Source organism: Xenorhabdus griffiniae (assembly GCF_015163655.1).
Classification (GTDB): Bacteria; Pseudomonadota; Gammaproteobacteria; order Enterobacterales; family Enterobacteriaceae; genus Xenorhabdus; species Xenorhabdus griffiniae.
On the sequence record NZ_JADEUF010000048.1, the window covers coordinates 1 to 14,313 of the forward strand.

Annotated in this window: 14 protein-coding genes; 3 read left to right on the forward strand and 11 right to left on the reverse strand. The window is 41.0% G+C overall.

Annotated elements, in window-relative coordinates; genetic code table 11:
* The first annotated feature begins 369 nt into the window (after window positions 1-369).
* On the forward strand, window positions 370-1,137 hold the full coding sequence (fhuF, locus tag IQ211_RS09410; RefSeq protein ID WP_189760987.1) for a siderophore-iron reductase FhuF: 768 nt from the start codon (window positions 370-372) through the stop codon (window positions 1,135-1,137).
* A 107-nt stretch (window positions 1,138-1,244) separates the two neighbouring features.
* Here fhuF and emrB read toward each other — a convergent pair whose 3' ends face one another.
* From emrB to proV, 8 genes are all read right to left on the reverse strand, one after another.
* The gene (gene emrB / locus IQ211_RS09415) at window positions 1,245-2,786 is read right to left on the reverse strand and encodes a multidrug efflux MFS transporter permease subunit EmrB (protein WP_189760988.1); all 1,542 of its coding nucleotides are present in this window, start codon (window positions 2,784-2,786) and stop codon (window positions 1,245-1,247) included.
* 9 nt (window positions 2,787-2,795) lie between these two features.
* Entirely contained in the window at window positions 2,796-3,998 is a 1,203-nt protein-coding gene (gene emrA, locus IQ211_RS09420; protein ID WP_189760989.1) for a multidrug efflux MFS transporter periplasmic adaptor subunit EmrA, read from the reverse strand.
* A 242-nt stretch (window positions 3,999-4,240) separates the two neighbouring features.
* Window positions 4,241-4,756: a transcriptional repressor MprA gene (mprA, locus tag IQ211_RS09425; RefSeq protein WP_189760990.1), complete on the reverse strand. Its 516-nt coding sequence runs from the start codon at window positions 4,754-4,756 to the stop codon at window positions 4,241-4,243.
* 129 nt (window positions 4,757-4,885) lie between these two features.
* Window positions 4,886-5,221, reverse strand: a complete 336-nt coding sequence (gene ygaH / locus IQ211_RS09430) for an L-valine transporter subunit YgaH (protein WP_189760991.1) — start codon at window positions 5,219-5,221, stop codon at window positions 4,886-4,888.
* Window positions 5,222-5,265: 44 nt separating this feature from the next.
* Window positions 5,266-6,018: an AzlC family ABC transporter permease gene (locus IQ211_RS09435; RefSeq protein WP_189760992.1), complete on the reverse strand. Its 753-nt coding sequence runs from the start codon at window positions 6,016-6,018 to the stop codon at window positions 5,266-5,268.
* A gap of 201 nt (window positions 6,019-6,219) precedes the next feature.
* Window positions 6,220-7,176, reverse strand: a complete 957-nt coding sequence (gene proX / locus IQ211_RS09440) for a glycine betaine/L-proline ABC transporter substrate-binding protein ProX (protein WP_223281842.1) — start codon at window positions 7,174-7,176, stop codon at window positions 6,220-6,222.
* Window positions 7,177-7,293: 117 nt separating this feature from the next.
* The gene (gene proW / locus IQ211_RS09445; protein WP_189760994.1) at window positions 7,294-8,391 is read right to left on the reverse strand and encodes a glycine betaine/L-proline ABC transporter permease ProW; all 1,098 of its coding nucleotides are present in this window, start codon (window positions 8,389-8,391) and stop codon (window positions 7,294-7,296) included.
* Window positions 8,381-9,583 (reverse strand): glycine betaine/L-proline ABC transporter ATP-binding protein ProV, encoded by a 1,203-nt coding sequence (gene proV / locus IQ211_RS09450; protein ID WP_189760995.1) that lies wholly within the window; start codon window positions 9,581-9,583, stop codon window positions 8,381-8,383. Before proV ends, proW begins: the two co-directional genes overlap by 11 nt.
* Before the next feature lie 1,498 nt (window positions 9,584-11,081).
* Between proV and IQ211_RS09455 the strand changes: the two genes are divergently transcribed.
* Window positions 11,082-11,567, forward strand: coding sequence for a methylated-DNA--[protein]-cysteine S-methyltransferase (locus IQ211_RS09455; protein WP_189760551.1), 486 nt, complete (start codon window positions 11,082-11,084; stop codon window positions 11,565-11,567).
* Window positions 11,568-11,755: 188 nt separating this feature from the next.
* Window positions 11,756-11,965, forward strand: a complete 210-nt coding sequence (cspE, locus tag IQ211_RS09460) for a transcription antiterminator/RNA stability regulator CspE (protein ID WP_047769142.1) — start codon at window positions 11,756-11,758, stop codon at window positions 11,963-11,965.
* A gap of 160 nt (window positions 11,966-12,125) precedes the next feature.
* Here the strand turns inward: cspE and crcB are convergent, their stop codons facing one another.
* The 3 genes from crcB to lipB form a co-directional block, all read right to left on the reverse strand.
* Entirely contained in the window at window positions 12,126-12,500 is a 375-nt protein-coding gene (crcB, locus tag IQ211_RS09465) for a fluoride efflux transporter CrcB (RefSeq protein WP_189760552.1), read from the reverse strand.
* Window positions 12,501-12,515: 15 nt separating this feature from the next.
* Entirely contained in the window at window positions 12,516-13,481 is a 966-nt protein-coding gene (gene lipA / locus IQ211_RS09470; RefSeq protein WP_189760553.1) for a lipoyl synthase, read from the reverse strand.
* A gap of 118 nt (window positions 13,482-13,599) precedes the next feature.
* Window positions 13,600-14,235: a lipoyl(octanoyl) transferase LipB gene (gene lipB, locus IQ211_RS09475; protein ID WP_189760566.1), complete on the reverse strand. Its 636-nt coding sequence runs from the start codon at window positions 14,233-14,235 to the stop codon at window positions 13,600-13,602.
* Window positions 14,236-14,313: the final 78 nt, after the last annotated feature.

A 14,313-nucleotide genomic window follows, 5' to 3' on the forward strand; every position in this document is an offset into this window, starting at 1 on the left:
CGGATGATAATTTCAGAATGGACGATTGACGCGTCGTTTAGCCGACGCGTATCCGGACTTTCAGTCCGTTAATCACTAACCCACCGACTTTAGTCGGTGGTTGTTCAGTTTCTCTAAATTCGTTACTTTTTCATTATTGCTAATAACAATCATTTTCATTATCATTTGATAAAAATGAAAAATCATATACGTATTAAACTTCAAGTTGCAATTTACAACACGATATGAAACCTGATTTCTCCCCCGTTTTGCTGGAAAGGTAACGCGTATAAGTATGATTAAAGTGTGCCGGTCTGAATTGTCTGTAAGTGGATGAGCGTGAGAAGAATTTACATTTAGGGCTGATAATAGGTGTTAGGAGAATAGGGAATGACAAATAAAAATAATCAAGGCTCCATTGAGTTGGCTTCTGAAATAACGATTGAAGATATCACTAACCTATTTGATGGGGCATTTAGCCATTTCAATTCATCAGTAAAGATCAATTCAGACAATGTGCCATCGGAAAGTATGGGGTTTTATCAATGGTCGAGTGATGAAAAATTGCCATTATTGATAAAAAGCTACCAGGATTCATATTATAGTGACAACGAATTAAAACCAAATCAGAAAGCGCTCTATTCTTTATGGGCACAATGGTATTTTGGCTTAATTGTCCCACCAATGATGTTAATGTTATTAGAATATCCTCAGGCTGTTGATACGGATTATCATCTTTTTCAAATTGAATTTCATGAAACTGGCAGGCCAAATGTTGCTTATTATCAGCTAACATGGTTGGACGAATCAATATCGTTATTGGCGCGTTATCATTCTATGCTGGATCGGCATATTATACCGGTATGTGAAAAAATTGTATCCTATCGTGGAATAAATGGGCGCTTATTGTGGAATAACATTGGCTATGTTATGCATTGGTACTTAAATAATTTCAGGGAAAGAATGGAATCGGATCAGTATGATACATTAATACAAGATCTTTTCTTTACACAAACGTTGCCTGATGGCAGGGACAACCCACTTTATCGTACAGTGATTATGAAAAATAATGTAATACAACGCCGTTGTTGCTGCCAAAGAAATAAATTACCCGGAGTCGGGAATTGCCACGATTGTCCCCTTGAACCTACAGCGTAATCCTTTTAATTATAAGTAATACTTTATGATGAGAGGATTGTGGCGAGTAACCTTTTTTCACGGGAGCAAATACTCCCGTGAAAATCCGTATATTGAATGTAATAAGCTTAATGCGCTCCCCCGTGGTCTTTACCTCCGGCAGAGAAAGGTGGTTTTGCCAGCCAGATCAATAACGTCAAGACAAGAAATATGCCCGCTGAAAGCCAAAAGATCTCATTGGCAGAGATAATTAACCCTTGATGAGTGATCTGTTTTGCCAGATAAGCTGATATTTGTTCATCATTCATGCCCAATTGGGTTAATTGCTGATGTATTTGCTGATAATTCGGGTTATATGGGTTGATGTATTCCGTAAGGTTCGAGTGGTGTATAGATTCACGTTGTGTCCACATTGTGGTTGTGAGGGATGTCCCGATTGAACCCGACAATATACGGGTAAAGTTCGACAAGCTGGAGGCTGAGGCCATTCGTTCTGGTGCTAGCCCTGATAATGTAATGGTTGTCAACGGCATAAAGAAACATGCCATGGCAAGTCCTTGAACAAACTGAGGCCATGCAGTTGCAGCGAAATCCATGTCTGGTTCAAAGGTATATGCCCGCCAATAGAAGCAAATCGCATAAGTGATGAAACTAAATGTCACGATATAGCGCATGTCTATCTTATGGCCAAACTTGCCAATGACGGGTGACAATAACAGTGGCAGCAATCCTATCGGTGCGGCCGCAAAGCCAGCCCAGGTTGCGGTATAGCCATAAACTTCTTGCAATAGCTGTGGCAATAAAACAATTGAACCGAAGTACATCATAAAGCCGAGACTAACACTCAGTGTACCAATGGAAAAATTGCGTAGCTTAAACAGGGAAAGATCGATGATCGGATGATCATCAGTCAGTTCCCATATGATCAGAAAAATAAGTGAGATAACCGCAGTAGCAGTAAGGATAATAATCTCTGTAGAATTAAACCAATCAAGTTCCTTGCCTTGGTCAAGCATAATTTGCAGGCTGCCAATACCAATCACCAGCAAGAACAACCCAGTAACGTCAATGGGACGGATTTCTGTTTTCGTTTCCCGGCCACGCAATAGCTGCATAATAGTAAAAATAATTGCGATACCAAGGGGGATATTGATGTAAAAGATCCATCCCCAGTGGTAGTTATCACTGATATAACCGCCAAGGATAGGCCCGCAAATAGGAGCAACAACAATCATTATCGACCATAGTGCCAATGCCATATTTCGTTTTGCCAATGGATAGTTATTTAGCAATAAACTTTGGCAAAGGGGAAGTACGGGGCCGGCGGCCAATCCTTGCATCACACGGAAGAAAATTAACATACCGAGGCTATTGGAGAGGCCACATAACCAGGATGAAAGAGTAAAAATTGCGGTAGACCAGAGGAACAATTTCACCTCACCGAAACGCTTCGCTAACCAACCGGTAATAGGAATGGAAATTGCGTTTGCGACACCGAAGGAGGTAATTACCCACGTTCCCTGTGAGCTTGACGCACCTAGATTACCCGCGATCGTCGGTATGGCGACGTTGGCAATGGTAGAGTCGAGAATAAGCATGAAAGTCGCCATTGAAAGAGTAATGGTCAAAAGGGCGAGTTTCGTACCTGTAAGCGGTTCTCTTGTTACCATGGCTCCCCCTTAAATTTGGTTTCCTGAATTACTATTAATAATGTCAGTAACTATTTTGTTTGCAGGAATCATATCTATCGTCAACGCCTTGGTTTGATAGGCCGGAAGGGGACGTTCAGTGGTTGCCAGTACAGTTCCATCAGTGTTCGTGGTGTTCACGGTGACTTTTGTTGATAACCCAATTCGCAAGGGATGTTGTTTTAATTGTTCAGGATCAAGTTCAATACGAACCGGTAAGCGTTGTACAACCTTAATCCAATTTCCACTGGCATTTTGCGCGGGCAACAGAGAAAAGGCGCTACCGGTTCCCATATCAATGCCTGCAACCTTGCCGGTATAGACAACATCGTCACCATAGAAATCGCTGATGATTGTCGCGGGTTGTCCAATCCGCATGTTTGCCAGTTGGGTTTCTTTGAAATTAGCCTCAATCCACATATTGTTAGCAGGCACGATCGCCATCAATGGTGTTCCTGAGTTGATACGGGAACCTACCTGAACGCTACGGCGAGCAACATAACCATCAACAGGGCTGACAATATTGGTTCTTTGCAAGGCGAGCCAGGCATCACGAACACCGGAAGCCGCTTTTTCGATAGCTGGCTGTTTTTCCAGTGGAGTCGCTAAAATAATGGCTTGGTTGCTTTGATATTGAGCTATCGCGACATCCAGATCAGCTTGGGCAGCAGAGACGGTTTCGCGCATATGTTGCAATTCTTCTTTGCCAATCAAATCTTGAGTTCCCAATATTTCCCTGCGGTTGAGATCATTTTGGGCTTTTCTGAGAGCAATTTTTTTCAGTTCAATGATGGCTTGATATCTTTTACTGTCGATCATGTGTTGATGAGTGAGTCGTACCGTATTGGCTAATTCATTTTTAGCTTTTTCCAGAGCCAATTCAGCGTCACGGGGATCGAGTTGAACAAGAGGCTGACTACTTTTCACCAAATCAGTATTGTCAAAATTAACAGTCACGACACTGCCTGCAATTTGCGACATGACTTGTATTTGATTACCTGTAACATAGGCATTATCGGTTTCTTGGTAGTAACGTAAAGTGAGAAACCAGTAAACGCTATAGCCAGCCCCAAACAGAAGGAAAAATAACGTCAATAACGTAATGATATAGCGGCGTTTTTGTTTTTTAGTTTTCACCTTTGCAGGAAAGTGTTTTTCGCTAGACGGCAGTGATGCTTTCTCACTAATACTCATGGAGAGTCCCCATATTTGTTTTTAGCTTATTATTGATTGTGTGGCCCTGAACAGGACAAACACGTTTCCAGTAGTGTGCGTTTACACTACTGGAAGAGACGAACGATATGGATTTCAGTATTATCTGAAGATAATAGTCAGCCATACGAAGTATCTGATGATACAGGCTAGTAGAAAAGTTTTTTTAGATCATGTTGCTATAACATGTTTTCTTAGTTCAAAACCGTCCAGAAGAAAGGCAATCAGTTACTTAAACAATCACCAATATTATCTAATTGTCCCAAAACTTTTCTCATCAATTTTTCTAACTGTTTTTTCTCCTCTGAATCCAGGATAGACCAAAGCTTAACCAGGCATTCGTGCTGTGGTGGAAGCAAACTATTCAAGAAATTTGAACCTTTTTCTGTAAGATGGAGATGGAGACAACGACGATCATTATGGCTCTCCTTTCTCTCTATCCAGCCCTGCTTTTCTAATTCATCAGCAATTCGGGTTGCATTTGTACGGGAAGAGCCTAATGCCGCACTGAGTTCTGATGGCTGAATGCTACGGCTTTCTTTGGTATCCAGAATCATCAGAGCCATAAACAAGGTTTCATTGATTCCTTGTGCTTTCAGCATGTTGTTGCGATTTTCCAGAAGCCTGCTCTGGACATGCATGGATAAGCGAGTCAGTAATATCTCTTGATAGGGTAAACTTTTTTGCTGTGCTACACGGCAATTAAGTAACTCTTCTGTGGGAGTGAATGAACTTTCCATTGTTTAGATACCTTATTAGTTTCAACCGGTAAAGTAACTTTTGTCAAAAACCCTACAAATACTATATTAAAAGTTAAATTTAGCAATTATAGTTATTTATTATCATCATATTTCTTTTAATATTGATACCTAATTCATAAATAGCTTGAATATTACTCCAAAAGCTATGGCACCAGACAGTGTTGAAATAATGATGCTTCGAGTTTTGTAAAAAAACAGACAGATGGTTAAGCAGCCAATGAGCGTTGGAAAAAGTTTGCTGTGCTCTTTCATGACATCAGGAATGCTTGAGACGATAAGGAGTGAGCAAATTGATGCAATACCAATGCTGTCGAGTATGACGCCCATTTTTCCTTTTTTTTCTGTCGGTGAGCGATTGACGCCCAGACGAAGAGGAAGATAGCGGAATAGAAAGTTGGCCGCACCTACAATAAGTCCGATAAGAAGTATTTTATTATCAATCATATAATGAGTTAATTATGTAATATATTAATTATGTAAGGTACTAATCATGCATTTTTAGTTTGCAAAAGTGCTGCTAAACATCCACTCATGATCCCCGCGAGAATGGCGATGGGGATTGAAAAAAATGTGATCCCCATTAGTGCGCCTGATAAAGCAGCGATAACACAGTAGGTGTTTTGTCTTTTGAAAGAGGCTAACAAAAAACTTAAGAATAAAGCTGGAAGCATAAATATCATGGCAGCTTCAATGGCGGGATAAGCGCTTAAATAACCGTTACCCAATATGGCCCCAGCTACAGTACCTAACACCCAAGAGAGCCAGGAACAGGTTGCAATGGCGACCATCCAATTTTCACTCCAACTTCGTTGGTCTTTAATCAATTTGGCGGTTGCTGCGGCAAAAACTTCATCAGTCAGGCCAAAGGCCCAAATGATGGTTTTCTTTTCCGATAATTTTTGTTTGATGCGATAACGTAAAGCAGGGCCATACAAAATGTGGCGGATATCCATTGCCATTACGGTTAGTGCAGAAAACCACAATGACATTCCTGCGCTCAGTAAAGCGGTGATGACAAACTGGCTGGCACCCGCATAAATGACGCAGGAAAAAAATATGGCCTCTACGGGAGTAAATCCCAATTTAGTGGCGCTTAAGCCAAATGCAAAAGAGACGGGAATGTAGCCAATGGCGATTGGGAGGCTATCCCAAATACCTTCTTTAAATGACGAAGCCTTGTGTGGTAGCGGACTCTCGGATTCTATTGGTATATCAGATGCGGATTTATCAGGCATTGGCATAGAGTATTTTATTTTTTTGTTAACAGATGAAACAACATTAACAAAATATGATGAAAGTGAAAATATAAAATATATAAATTATTTAAATAATATCATTGAGAACAAAAGGATTGATAGTGATCGGAAGGAGAATACTGGATAGCCGTGAATTTTTGTTAATGTCTTCACGGCTATCAGATGCAGAATAAAGGAAAGGTGAATTTATGCTTTGTGAGCGGCTTTTAGCCATCCATCTACCGTTTTTTGATGTGTTTTGATCCAGTCTTCAGCTTGGCGTTCAATATCAGCTTCTGAAATTTTAGCATTATGCATGAGCCGATTTTGAGCACTGATATCCGCAATAGGTAAGGTCATCACAGCAAAAAGTTTCGCCGCAGCGGGGTTCTTTTCCGCCCACGCTTTGTTTGCCACGATACGCATGGAACTGGGAGGGAAACCATAGTTACGTCCGTTAGGCAATTGGGTGTTGATGGTATCTCCCTCACCGATCGCAGAGAAGGGGACTTGCAGCCAAACGACATCTTTTCCAGGTTTCAGTACATCACTTACCCAATAAGGTGTCCAGGTGTAATAGAGGATAGGCTTACCTGCCCGATAACGAGCAATCGTGTCAGCCATCATCGCCGCATAATTGCCTTGGTTTTGTTCCACGGTATTTTTTAATCCATAAGCAGCTAAATGATGATTAATTGCACTTTCACACCCCCATCCAGGGTTACAGCCTGTCAAATCTGCTTTTCCATCGCCATTACTATCAAACAGCTTGGCAAGTTTGGGATCTTTTAATTGAGCAATATTGGTGATGTGATATTTTTCTGCGGTTTTTTTATCAATAAGATACCCTTGAGCCGCATTTATGACATAACTTCCCTTGCGATAGAAGATGTTATCTCCTCCAGCAGCCTTGTACGAGGCATCATGGAGTGGCACCCAATTGACGGCCATAAAAGTGGCATCACCAGAAGCAATGGAAGTGTAAGCAACGTTATAATCAACTTCTTTGATCGGTTTGACGTCGTAGCCGAGTTTTTCTAATGTCTTGCAGACAATCAACGTCTGAAATGTTTCCTCAGTGATTGTACTTTGCAGCGGTTGTACACTGATCCCTTTGCCGGGAAGGTCAGTTGCAGAGGCTACTGATGATAATGAAAGGCTCATGAATACTATAGAGAGCGCTGTAAAAATTATCCCCTTATTCATGATCTCTTTGCATAAGGTGATTATGCGCATGGTTGTTTCCTCCTTTTGTTGCCAGGTCGGATATTGTTGAGGGTATTATTTTGACTGGCATGATTTTGATGGACGATTTTTTTTTCTTATTGAGCAAATTGAGAGAAAAAATAGGCGCAGTAAGCCTATTGGCCCAGAGCAATACCAATGTCCTCCTCTGGTTCGATGATTTTTACCCAAGGATTGAGTCAGGCGATCAAGGATAATGGCGAGAATGACAATGCCTGTACCGCCAACGGCGGCTAATCCTATATCAAGGCGACCAATACCGCGCAATACCATCAGCCCCAAGCCACCAACGGCAATCATAGAAGCGATGACGACCATGGAAAGCGCTAACATCAAAGTTTGATTCACTCCTGCCATGATTGTAGGCATTGCCAACGGCAATTGCACTTTGAACAGCATCTGCCGTGGGCTTGCGCCGAATGATCTAGCGGCTTCAATTAAATCTGATGGAACCTGTTTTATGCCCAAAATTGTCAGGCGAATAATCGGTGGTAATGCAAAAATAATGGTGACGATAACGCCGGGTACATTACCTATGCCAAACAGCATTACGATGGGAACGAGATAAACGAAAGCAGGCGTGGTTTGCATGGCATCCAGTAAGGGACGAACAATTTTGGCTAGCCGTTCATTACGAGCCAACCCGATCCCAAGAGGAAGCCCAATGATAAGGCAGAAAAATAGGGCAGTGAGCACCAGAGCCATAGTTATCATCGCTTCTGACCATGCCCCAATTGCACCGATCATGATCAGTGAAATGAAAGCGATCACGCCTATTCCTGCTCCGGCAATTTGCCAGGCCAGTAATGCAAAAAACAAAATGGTGATGGGAGGAGGCAGTGTCGTCAGGAACTGTTCAAAACCACTGAGGACAATATCTACCGGAACGCGGATGACTTGAAAAACAGGTCGGAAGTGCACAACAATCCAATCAATGATATTGGTCACCCATGAGTCAAACGGAATGAGCTTATGCTGAAAAGGTGACATGAAATCAAAATGTGCTGGAGGCGTATTGGTTGCAGAAGTATTCAGCCAATCGTGGTTTGATGCAGGAGCAGCAGTGCCACTGTCCATCCAGGGATCACTGTTGTTGGAGGGATCAGTGACTGTCTGTGGAGAATTATTGTCCATTGGGTGCCTCCTTATCTAAGGCCTGTAGCAATATTCCTTTGGAAATGACACCTAAATAACGGCTATTGTTATCTATGACAGGAACGGCACAGGGAGATTGCGCGACAGTGGATATCAATTCGTTTAGCGGAACATCTGCTGAAACGGCGGTGGGTTTTTCCAATATGGCATGTTCAATGGATTTTTTTTCTGTCAATGCTTGTTGCAGGGAATTGACAGATACCACGCCAATAAATTTCTGGCCTTTTTCGATTAAATAGCCATAGTTTCTGTCTTCATTATCCAGCACTTTCAATGCAGAGCGGGGACCAAAACCTGCTGCGGCATGAAGCAACGTTTCTGGGCGGCGGCGGGCAATGTCTTTGGCTGAGAAGACATGCCCAACATCCACACCACGGAAAAATGTTTTGACATATTCATTAGCAGGGCTATTCATAATCTCATCAGGTGTACCGACCTGAACGACAATACCGTCCTGCATGATGGCAATGCGATCACCGATACGCATGGCTTCATCCAAGTCATGGGAAATAAAAACCACGGTACGTTGATGTTCCCCTTGCAGGCGCAGTAATTCATCTTGCATTTCGGCACGGATGAGAGGATCGAGGGCCGAGAAAGCTTCATCCATTAACAGAATATCGGGATTGTTAGCCAAAGCTCTGGCTAACCCAACACGTTGCTGCATCCCACCGGAAAGTTCATCGGGATATGATAGCGCGTAGTTTTCGAGATTGACTTGTTGCAGCGTTTCAAGTGCTTTTTGATGACGCTCTTCTTTGGGGACACCCGCAAGTTCCATACCAAACGCCGTATTCTCCAGAATATTCAAATGTGGCATCAGTGCAAATGACTGGAAGACCATGCTGATCTTGCTGCGGCGAACGTCTCGTAGCTGAGTTTCTGTGATGGTGGAAATCTCTTCGTTGTCGATAAGTACATGACCTTTGGTCGGCTCAATCAGACGATTGAGAAGACGTACTAGTGTGGATTTACCTGAACCAGATAATCCCATGATCACAAATATTTCGCCTTCTTCAATGGCCAGATTGACATCTTGAACACCGACGGTAAGACCTGTTTTTTCAAGTATTTGTTCTTTGCTGAAACCAGATGCTAATAAATTAAATGCTGGCTCAGGATTATTACCAAATATTTTATAGAGATTCTTAACTTCAAGTTTAACAGTCATGGAATAATATTTTCCTGTTGTTGATGATATATTGTGTTTAATTACTCCGGTGCTATTTTATCAACATATACCCTAACATATTAAAATGTACTGACAACCCCTTATTTTAAATCATTAATAAAATTTTATGTTTTTCCATGACATAATATGGGAAGGATAAAGTAAGTTTTTGGGTGTTAATTTAATGAAATTCAACCAGGTAAATGCCTTTTCTCATAAAACAAAAAAAGGCATTATTATGCATGAACTTAATTGGGTTTTTATTTTAGTGTATTACATCGGTTTTTATGATCTTTTGGTTTTTATGCTTATTTTTTAGTTGCATATACCAATCGCCTTTCAAGATGCGGCTTATATCTCCCGCTACGTGGGGAGATATAATCAATCACATTGATTTACAAGCTGCAACTTGAAGTTGGATTGGTATATACTAATCGTCCTTCAAGGTGCGTCTTATTATACGCATTAAGCTTCAAGTTGCAATTTACAACACTATATGAAACTTGATTTCATTTCTCCCCGCTTCGTGGGGAGAAATCGCACGCATCTTGAAGTTAGATTGATATAACAATAGCATATGTCATTTATAATTATTGTTTTTTATAATTGATTAACCACATGGTATGGAATTGAAATTTAATGCTCAATATTAATTTTAGGTATTTTCTATGTATTGAAATTTTACAGATGAATTTTCAATGAGTATTTATACTCATTAAACTTCAAGTTGCAATTTACAACACGATATTACACTCATCTTGAAGTTAGATTGGTATATATACATAGGTTTTCATAATACTGAGAGTATCAGATGTTGGAGTTCCTTACCCCGCGCAGTACGCGGGGTAAGGAATACTCCTATCATTTTGAAACGTTATTTATTAAATAGTGTGTTAATCGATATGGAATTTAATATCTAATAATTGGTGAAATAACGAATTGAAATCCATTATGCCTGATTCACATTTCACATCTTAGTGCCTGGGCGATGATCTTCACGCAGTTTGTGAGTGAACGCTGTTAATGCTTGGGTATAACTGGCTTTTTCGCACCATTGAGTTGATTGGCAGCAGTGTAGTGTATCTCTTTTAGAGAAATTAGCTCCCTTTAACCTGGAATCGACGGATGATATGTCACTGTGTTTACTATAAAGAATAACACTTCTAGTAAAATTTCTGGGTGCTATATTATTTAGTAATAATAAAAACTAATATATGTGTATTATATTGAGATAATTTAATTGTGAAATTTATACTATATATGGTTGTTAATTTAATTAGTTTGACTATATGTGGTGTTTTAATCTTTTTTAAAGAGGTAACATTAAAAATAAAGTATTATAACTTATTGGCAGAGCCATAATTTTAATTGTCAGAGGGCGCGATGGTTTCTTTATCAAATTGTCAGATGTGTAACCGAATTCATCATTGCAAATTGATGAATGAGAGATTTAGGCTAGTACAGAAATTTTCAATAATAAATTAAATGGAGGTAGTTTATGTATCATCATTACCTGAATACTCCAGAAGGATTTCCCAAGCCTTATGTACATATCACTGCGGACGATGAAGGAGTAACCAGTATCTATTTCGTCAATGAAAAGAAAGAATTAGAATCGAAGAGTGTGATAACCAGGCAGTGCACGAAAGAGTTGCAAGAATATTTTAAAGGAAAACGGCTAACATTTACCGTTCCCTTAAGTATGCAGGGAACTGAATTCCAAAAGCGTGTTTGGCAGAAACTGTGTAAAATTCCTTATGGAGAAATGTGGAGTTATAAACAGTTGGCGCTAACATTGGGATCGGTAAATTATTGTCGTGCGGTTGGTATGGCGAATTCACGCAACCCTATTTCTTTGATTGTGCCTTGTCATCGGGTGATTGGACATGATGGTAAATTGGTTGGCTATACCGGTGGGCTGGATATCAAAAGGTGGCTACTCGATCATGAAAAGAATAGAAAGGTAAAAAGTAAACAGAATTAAAATAAAACGCTAATTTATTTGTGAAATCACCATTGGCGTATAAAATCAATCAATGTAATTAAACAAAAAGTGTGTTTTTTACATTCGGTTATATGTTTCGTGATCTATGTTGCAGACAGTGGACTACATTATTTGCTGTACTGTACGTGACACAGAGTTCGTGTCTTTTTTATTAAAGGTAAGTTTTAATGTCAAAAATTAAAGGTAACGTTAAGTGGTTCAATGAATCCAAAGGATTTGGTTTCATCACTCCAGAAGATGGTAGTAAAGATGTTTTTGTACACTTTTCCGCCATTCAGTCTAGCGGATTCAAGACTCTTGCTGAAGGCCAAAAAGTAGAGTTTGAAATTACTGAGGGTGCGAAAGGTCCATCTGCTGCAAACGTTGTCGCAATCTAATTTCGAATCCCGTATTCTGAAAACCCGTTTTGATAACGGGTTTTTTTTATTTTATTAGCTTTTAGACTAATCGTCTTTCAAGATACGTCTTATATCTCCTGCTACGCGGGGAAATATAAACAAGCAAAGCTGCAACTTGAAGTTGGATTAGTATAGATAGTTACAGTTTGTTCATCATGGCAAAAGCCAATATTGTCATCAACAATGAGCCGATCACATTCACCAAAATGCTAAACAGTGCCCAACCTATTTTTCCGGCCTGCAACAAGTAAACGACTTCAGCGGAAAAAGTGGAAAAGGTCGTTAGCCCACCGCAAAACCCTGTCGTTAGCATCAGCTTCCAAACCGGATCGAGATGTGTGGCTTTATTAAAATAGGCCAAACCCAATCCAATGATAAAGGCACCAAGACAATTTGCCGTCAGAGTACCAACGGCAATAGGGGAAGCAGGTGTATTTAGGCGAAGGCTGATGAACCAGCGTAGTACACTACCCAAGCCACCACCAATAAATACAGCAAATATAATATTCATCATGATGGTGGCAACAGATTATTTGATTTCTACGCCCTTGGCCTGCAAGTCAGCATGGTATGAAGAGCGAACAAACGGACCACAGGCAGCATGAGTAAAGCCCATTTCTAACGCGGCTTCTTTCATTTCATCGAATTCAGCAGGGCTGACATAACGCTGTACTGGCAGGTGATGGCGACTTGGTTGTAAATATTGCCCCAAAGTCAGCATAGTAACACCGTGGCTACGCAAATCACGCATGACCTCTAAAATTTCTGCGTTAGTTTCACCTAATCCCACCATCAAACCTGATTTGGTCGGGATATCTGGATGTGCTTCTTTGAATTTTTCCAGTAGTTTCAACGACCAGGCATAGTTGGCACCAGGGCGAACCTGACGATAAACCCGTGGCACGTTTTCCAAATTGTGGTTGAACACGTCAGGAGGAGTGGCAGTCAGTATTTCCAGAGCACGATCCATACGTCCGCGGAAATCTGGTACTAACGTTTCAATCTTAATTGATGGATTTTTTTCACGAATAGCCGTGATACAGTCAGCAAAATGTTGTGCACCACCATCACGCAGATCGTCACGGTCAACCGATGTAATAACGACATAACGCAGCCCCATGTCCTGGATAGTCTGCGCGAGCTTGATAGGTTCATTTGCATCAGGTGCATTTGGGCGACCATGAGCGACGTCACAGAATGGACAGCGACGAGTGCAGATGGCGCCAAGGATCATAAAAGTGGCGGTTCCGTGGTTAAAACACTCAGCAAGGTTAGGGCAGGAGGCTTCTTCACAGACAGAATGCAACCCATTTTTGCGCATTGCCGCTTTGATACCCTGAATGCGGCTGGAATCCGCAGGAAGTTTGATTTTCATCCACTCAGGTTTACGCAAAAGTGCTTCACGTTCTGTGGCAATTGTTTTCACAGGGATCAAAGCCATCTTGTCTGCGTCGCGGTATTTGACACCTCGTTCCATCTGAATTGGTTTACTCATAATCGTGCTTCTTCCAGTTATATTCTTCAGATTTTGACTTACTGCCTGATGGTTATGAGAAAAATATCGAGGGCAATAAATCCATTCAAATTTTTTTGAAAAATGTTAAAAAATTATATCATCTTTCATCGATGAGTTGGAATCCCAAGAGCTGACAGAATTTTTCTACCAGAATGGGTTGTACATCTTCAATGGTCACTCCGGTGACGAAATCACTGAGTTGGACCATTTGCATTCCTGCATAACCACAAGGGTTTATGCGTAAAAATGGTTGTAAGTCCATTGCAATATTCAATGCCAGACCGTGGAAAGAGCATCCTTTTCGGATACGCAAACCAAGGGAACATATTTTGTTACCTGCGACATAAACTCCGGGAGCATCTGGGCGGGCATATGATTCCACGCCAAAATGCGCCAGCGTTTCGATGACGGTATTTTCGATTGAAGTGACCAATTGACGCACCCCAATTTTTGACCGTTTTAAGTCAATCAAAACATACATGACTTGCTGTCCGGGACCATGATAAGTAATCTGTCCTCCTCTGTCTGACTGAACAACAGGGATATCACCAGGTGCAAGTATATGTTCAGCTTTGCCGGCTTGGCCTTGCGTAAATACTTTTTCGTGCTGGACAAGCCAGATTTCATCAGGTGTTTCCACTGTACGTTGCTCGGTAAACTGGTGCATAGCATCAGAAACCGGTTCGTAGGGTTGAATACCTAACTGGCGTAAAATAATGGTGTTATGTTGCAATGGAAATTTCACATTCATTAACAAAAAGTGCCCGCCAGTATAACGCTGTAATATGATTCCCACCAGTTTGAGAATGCC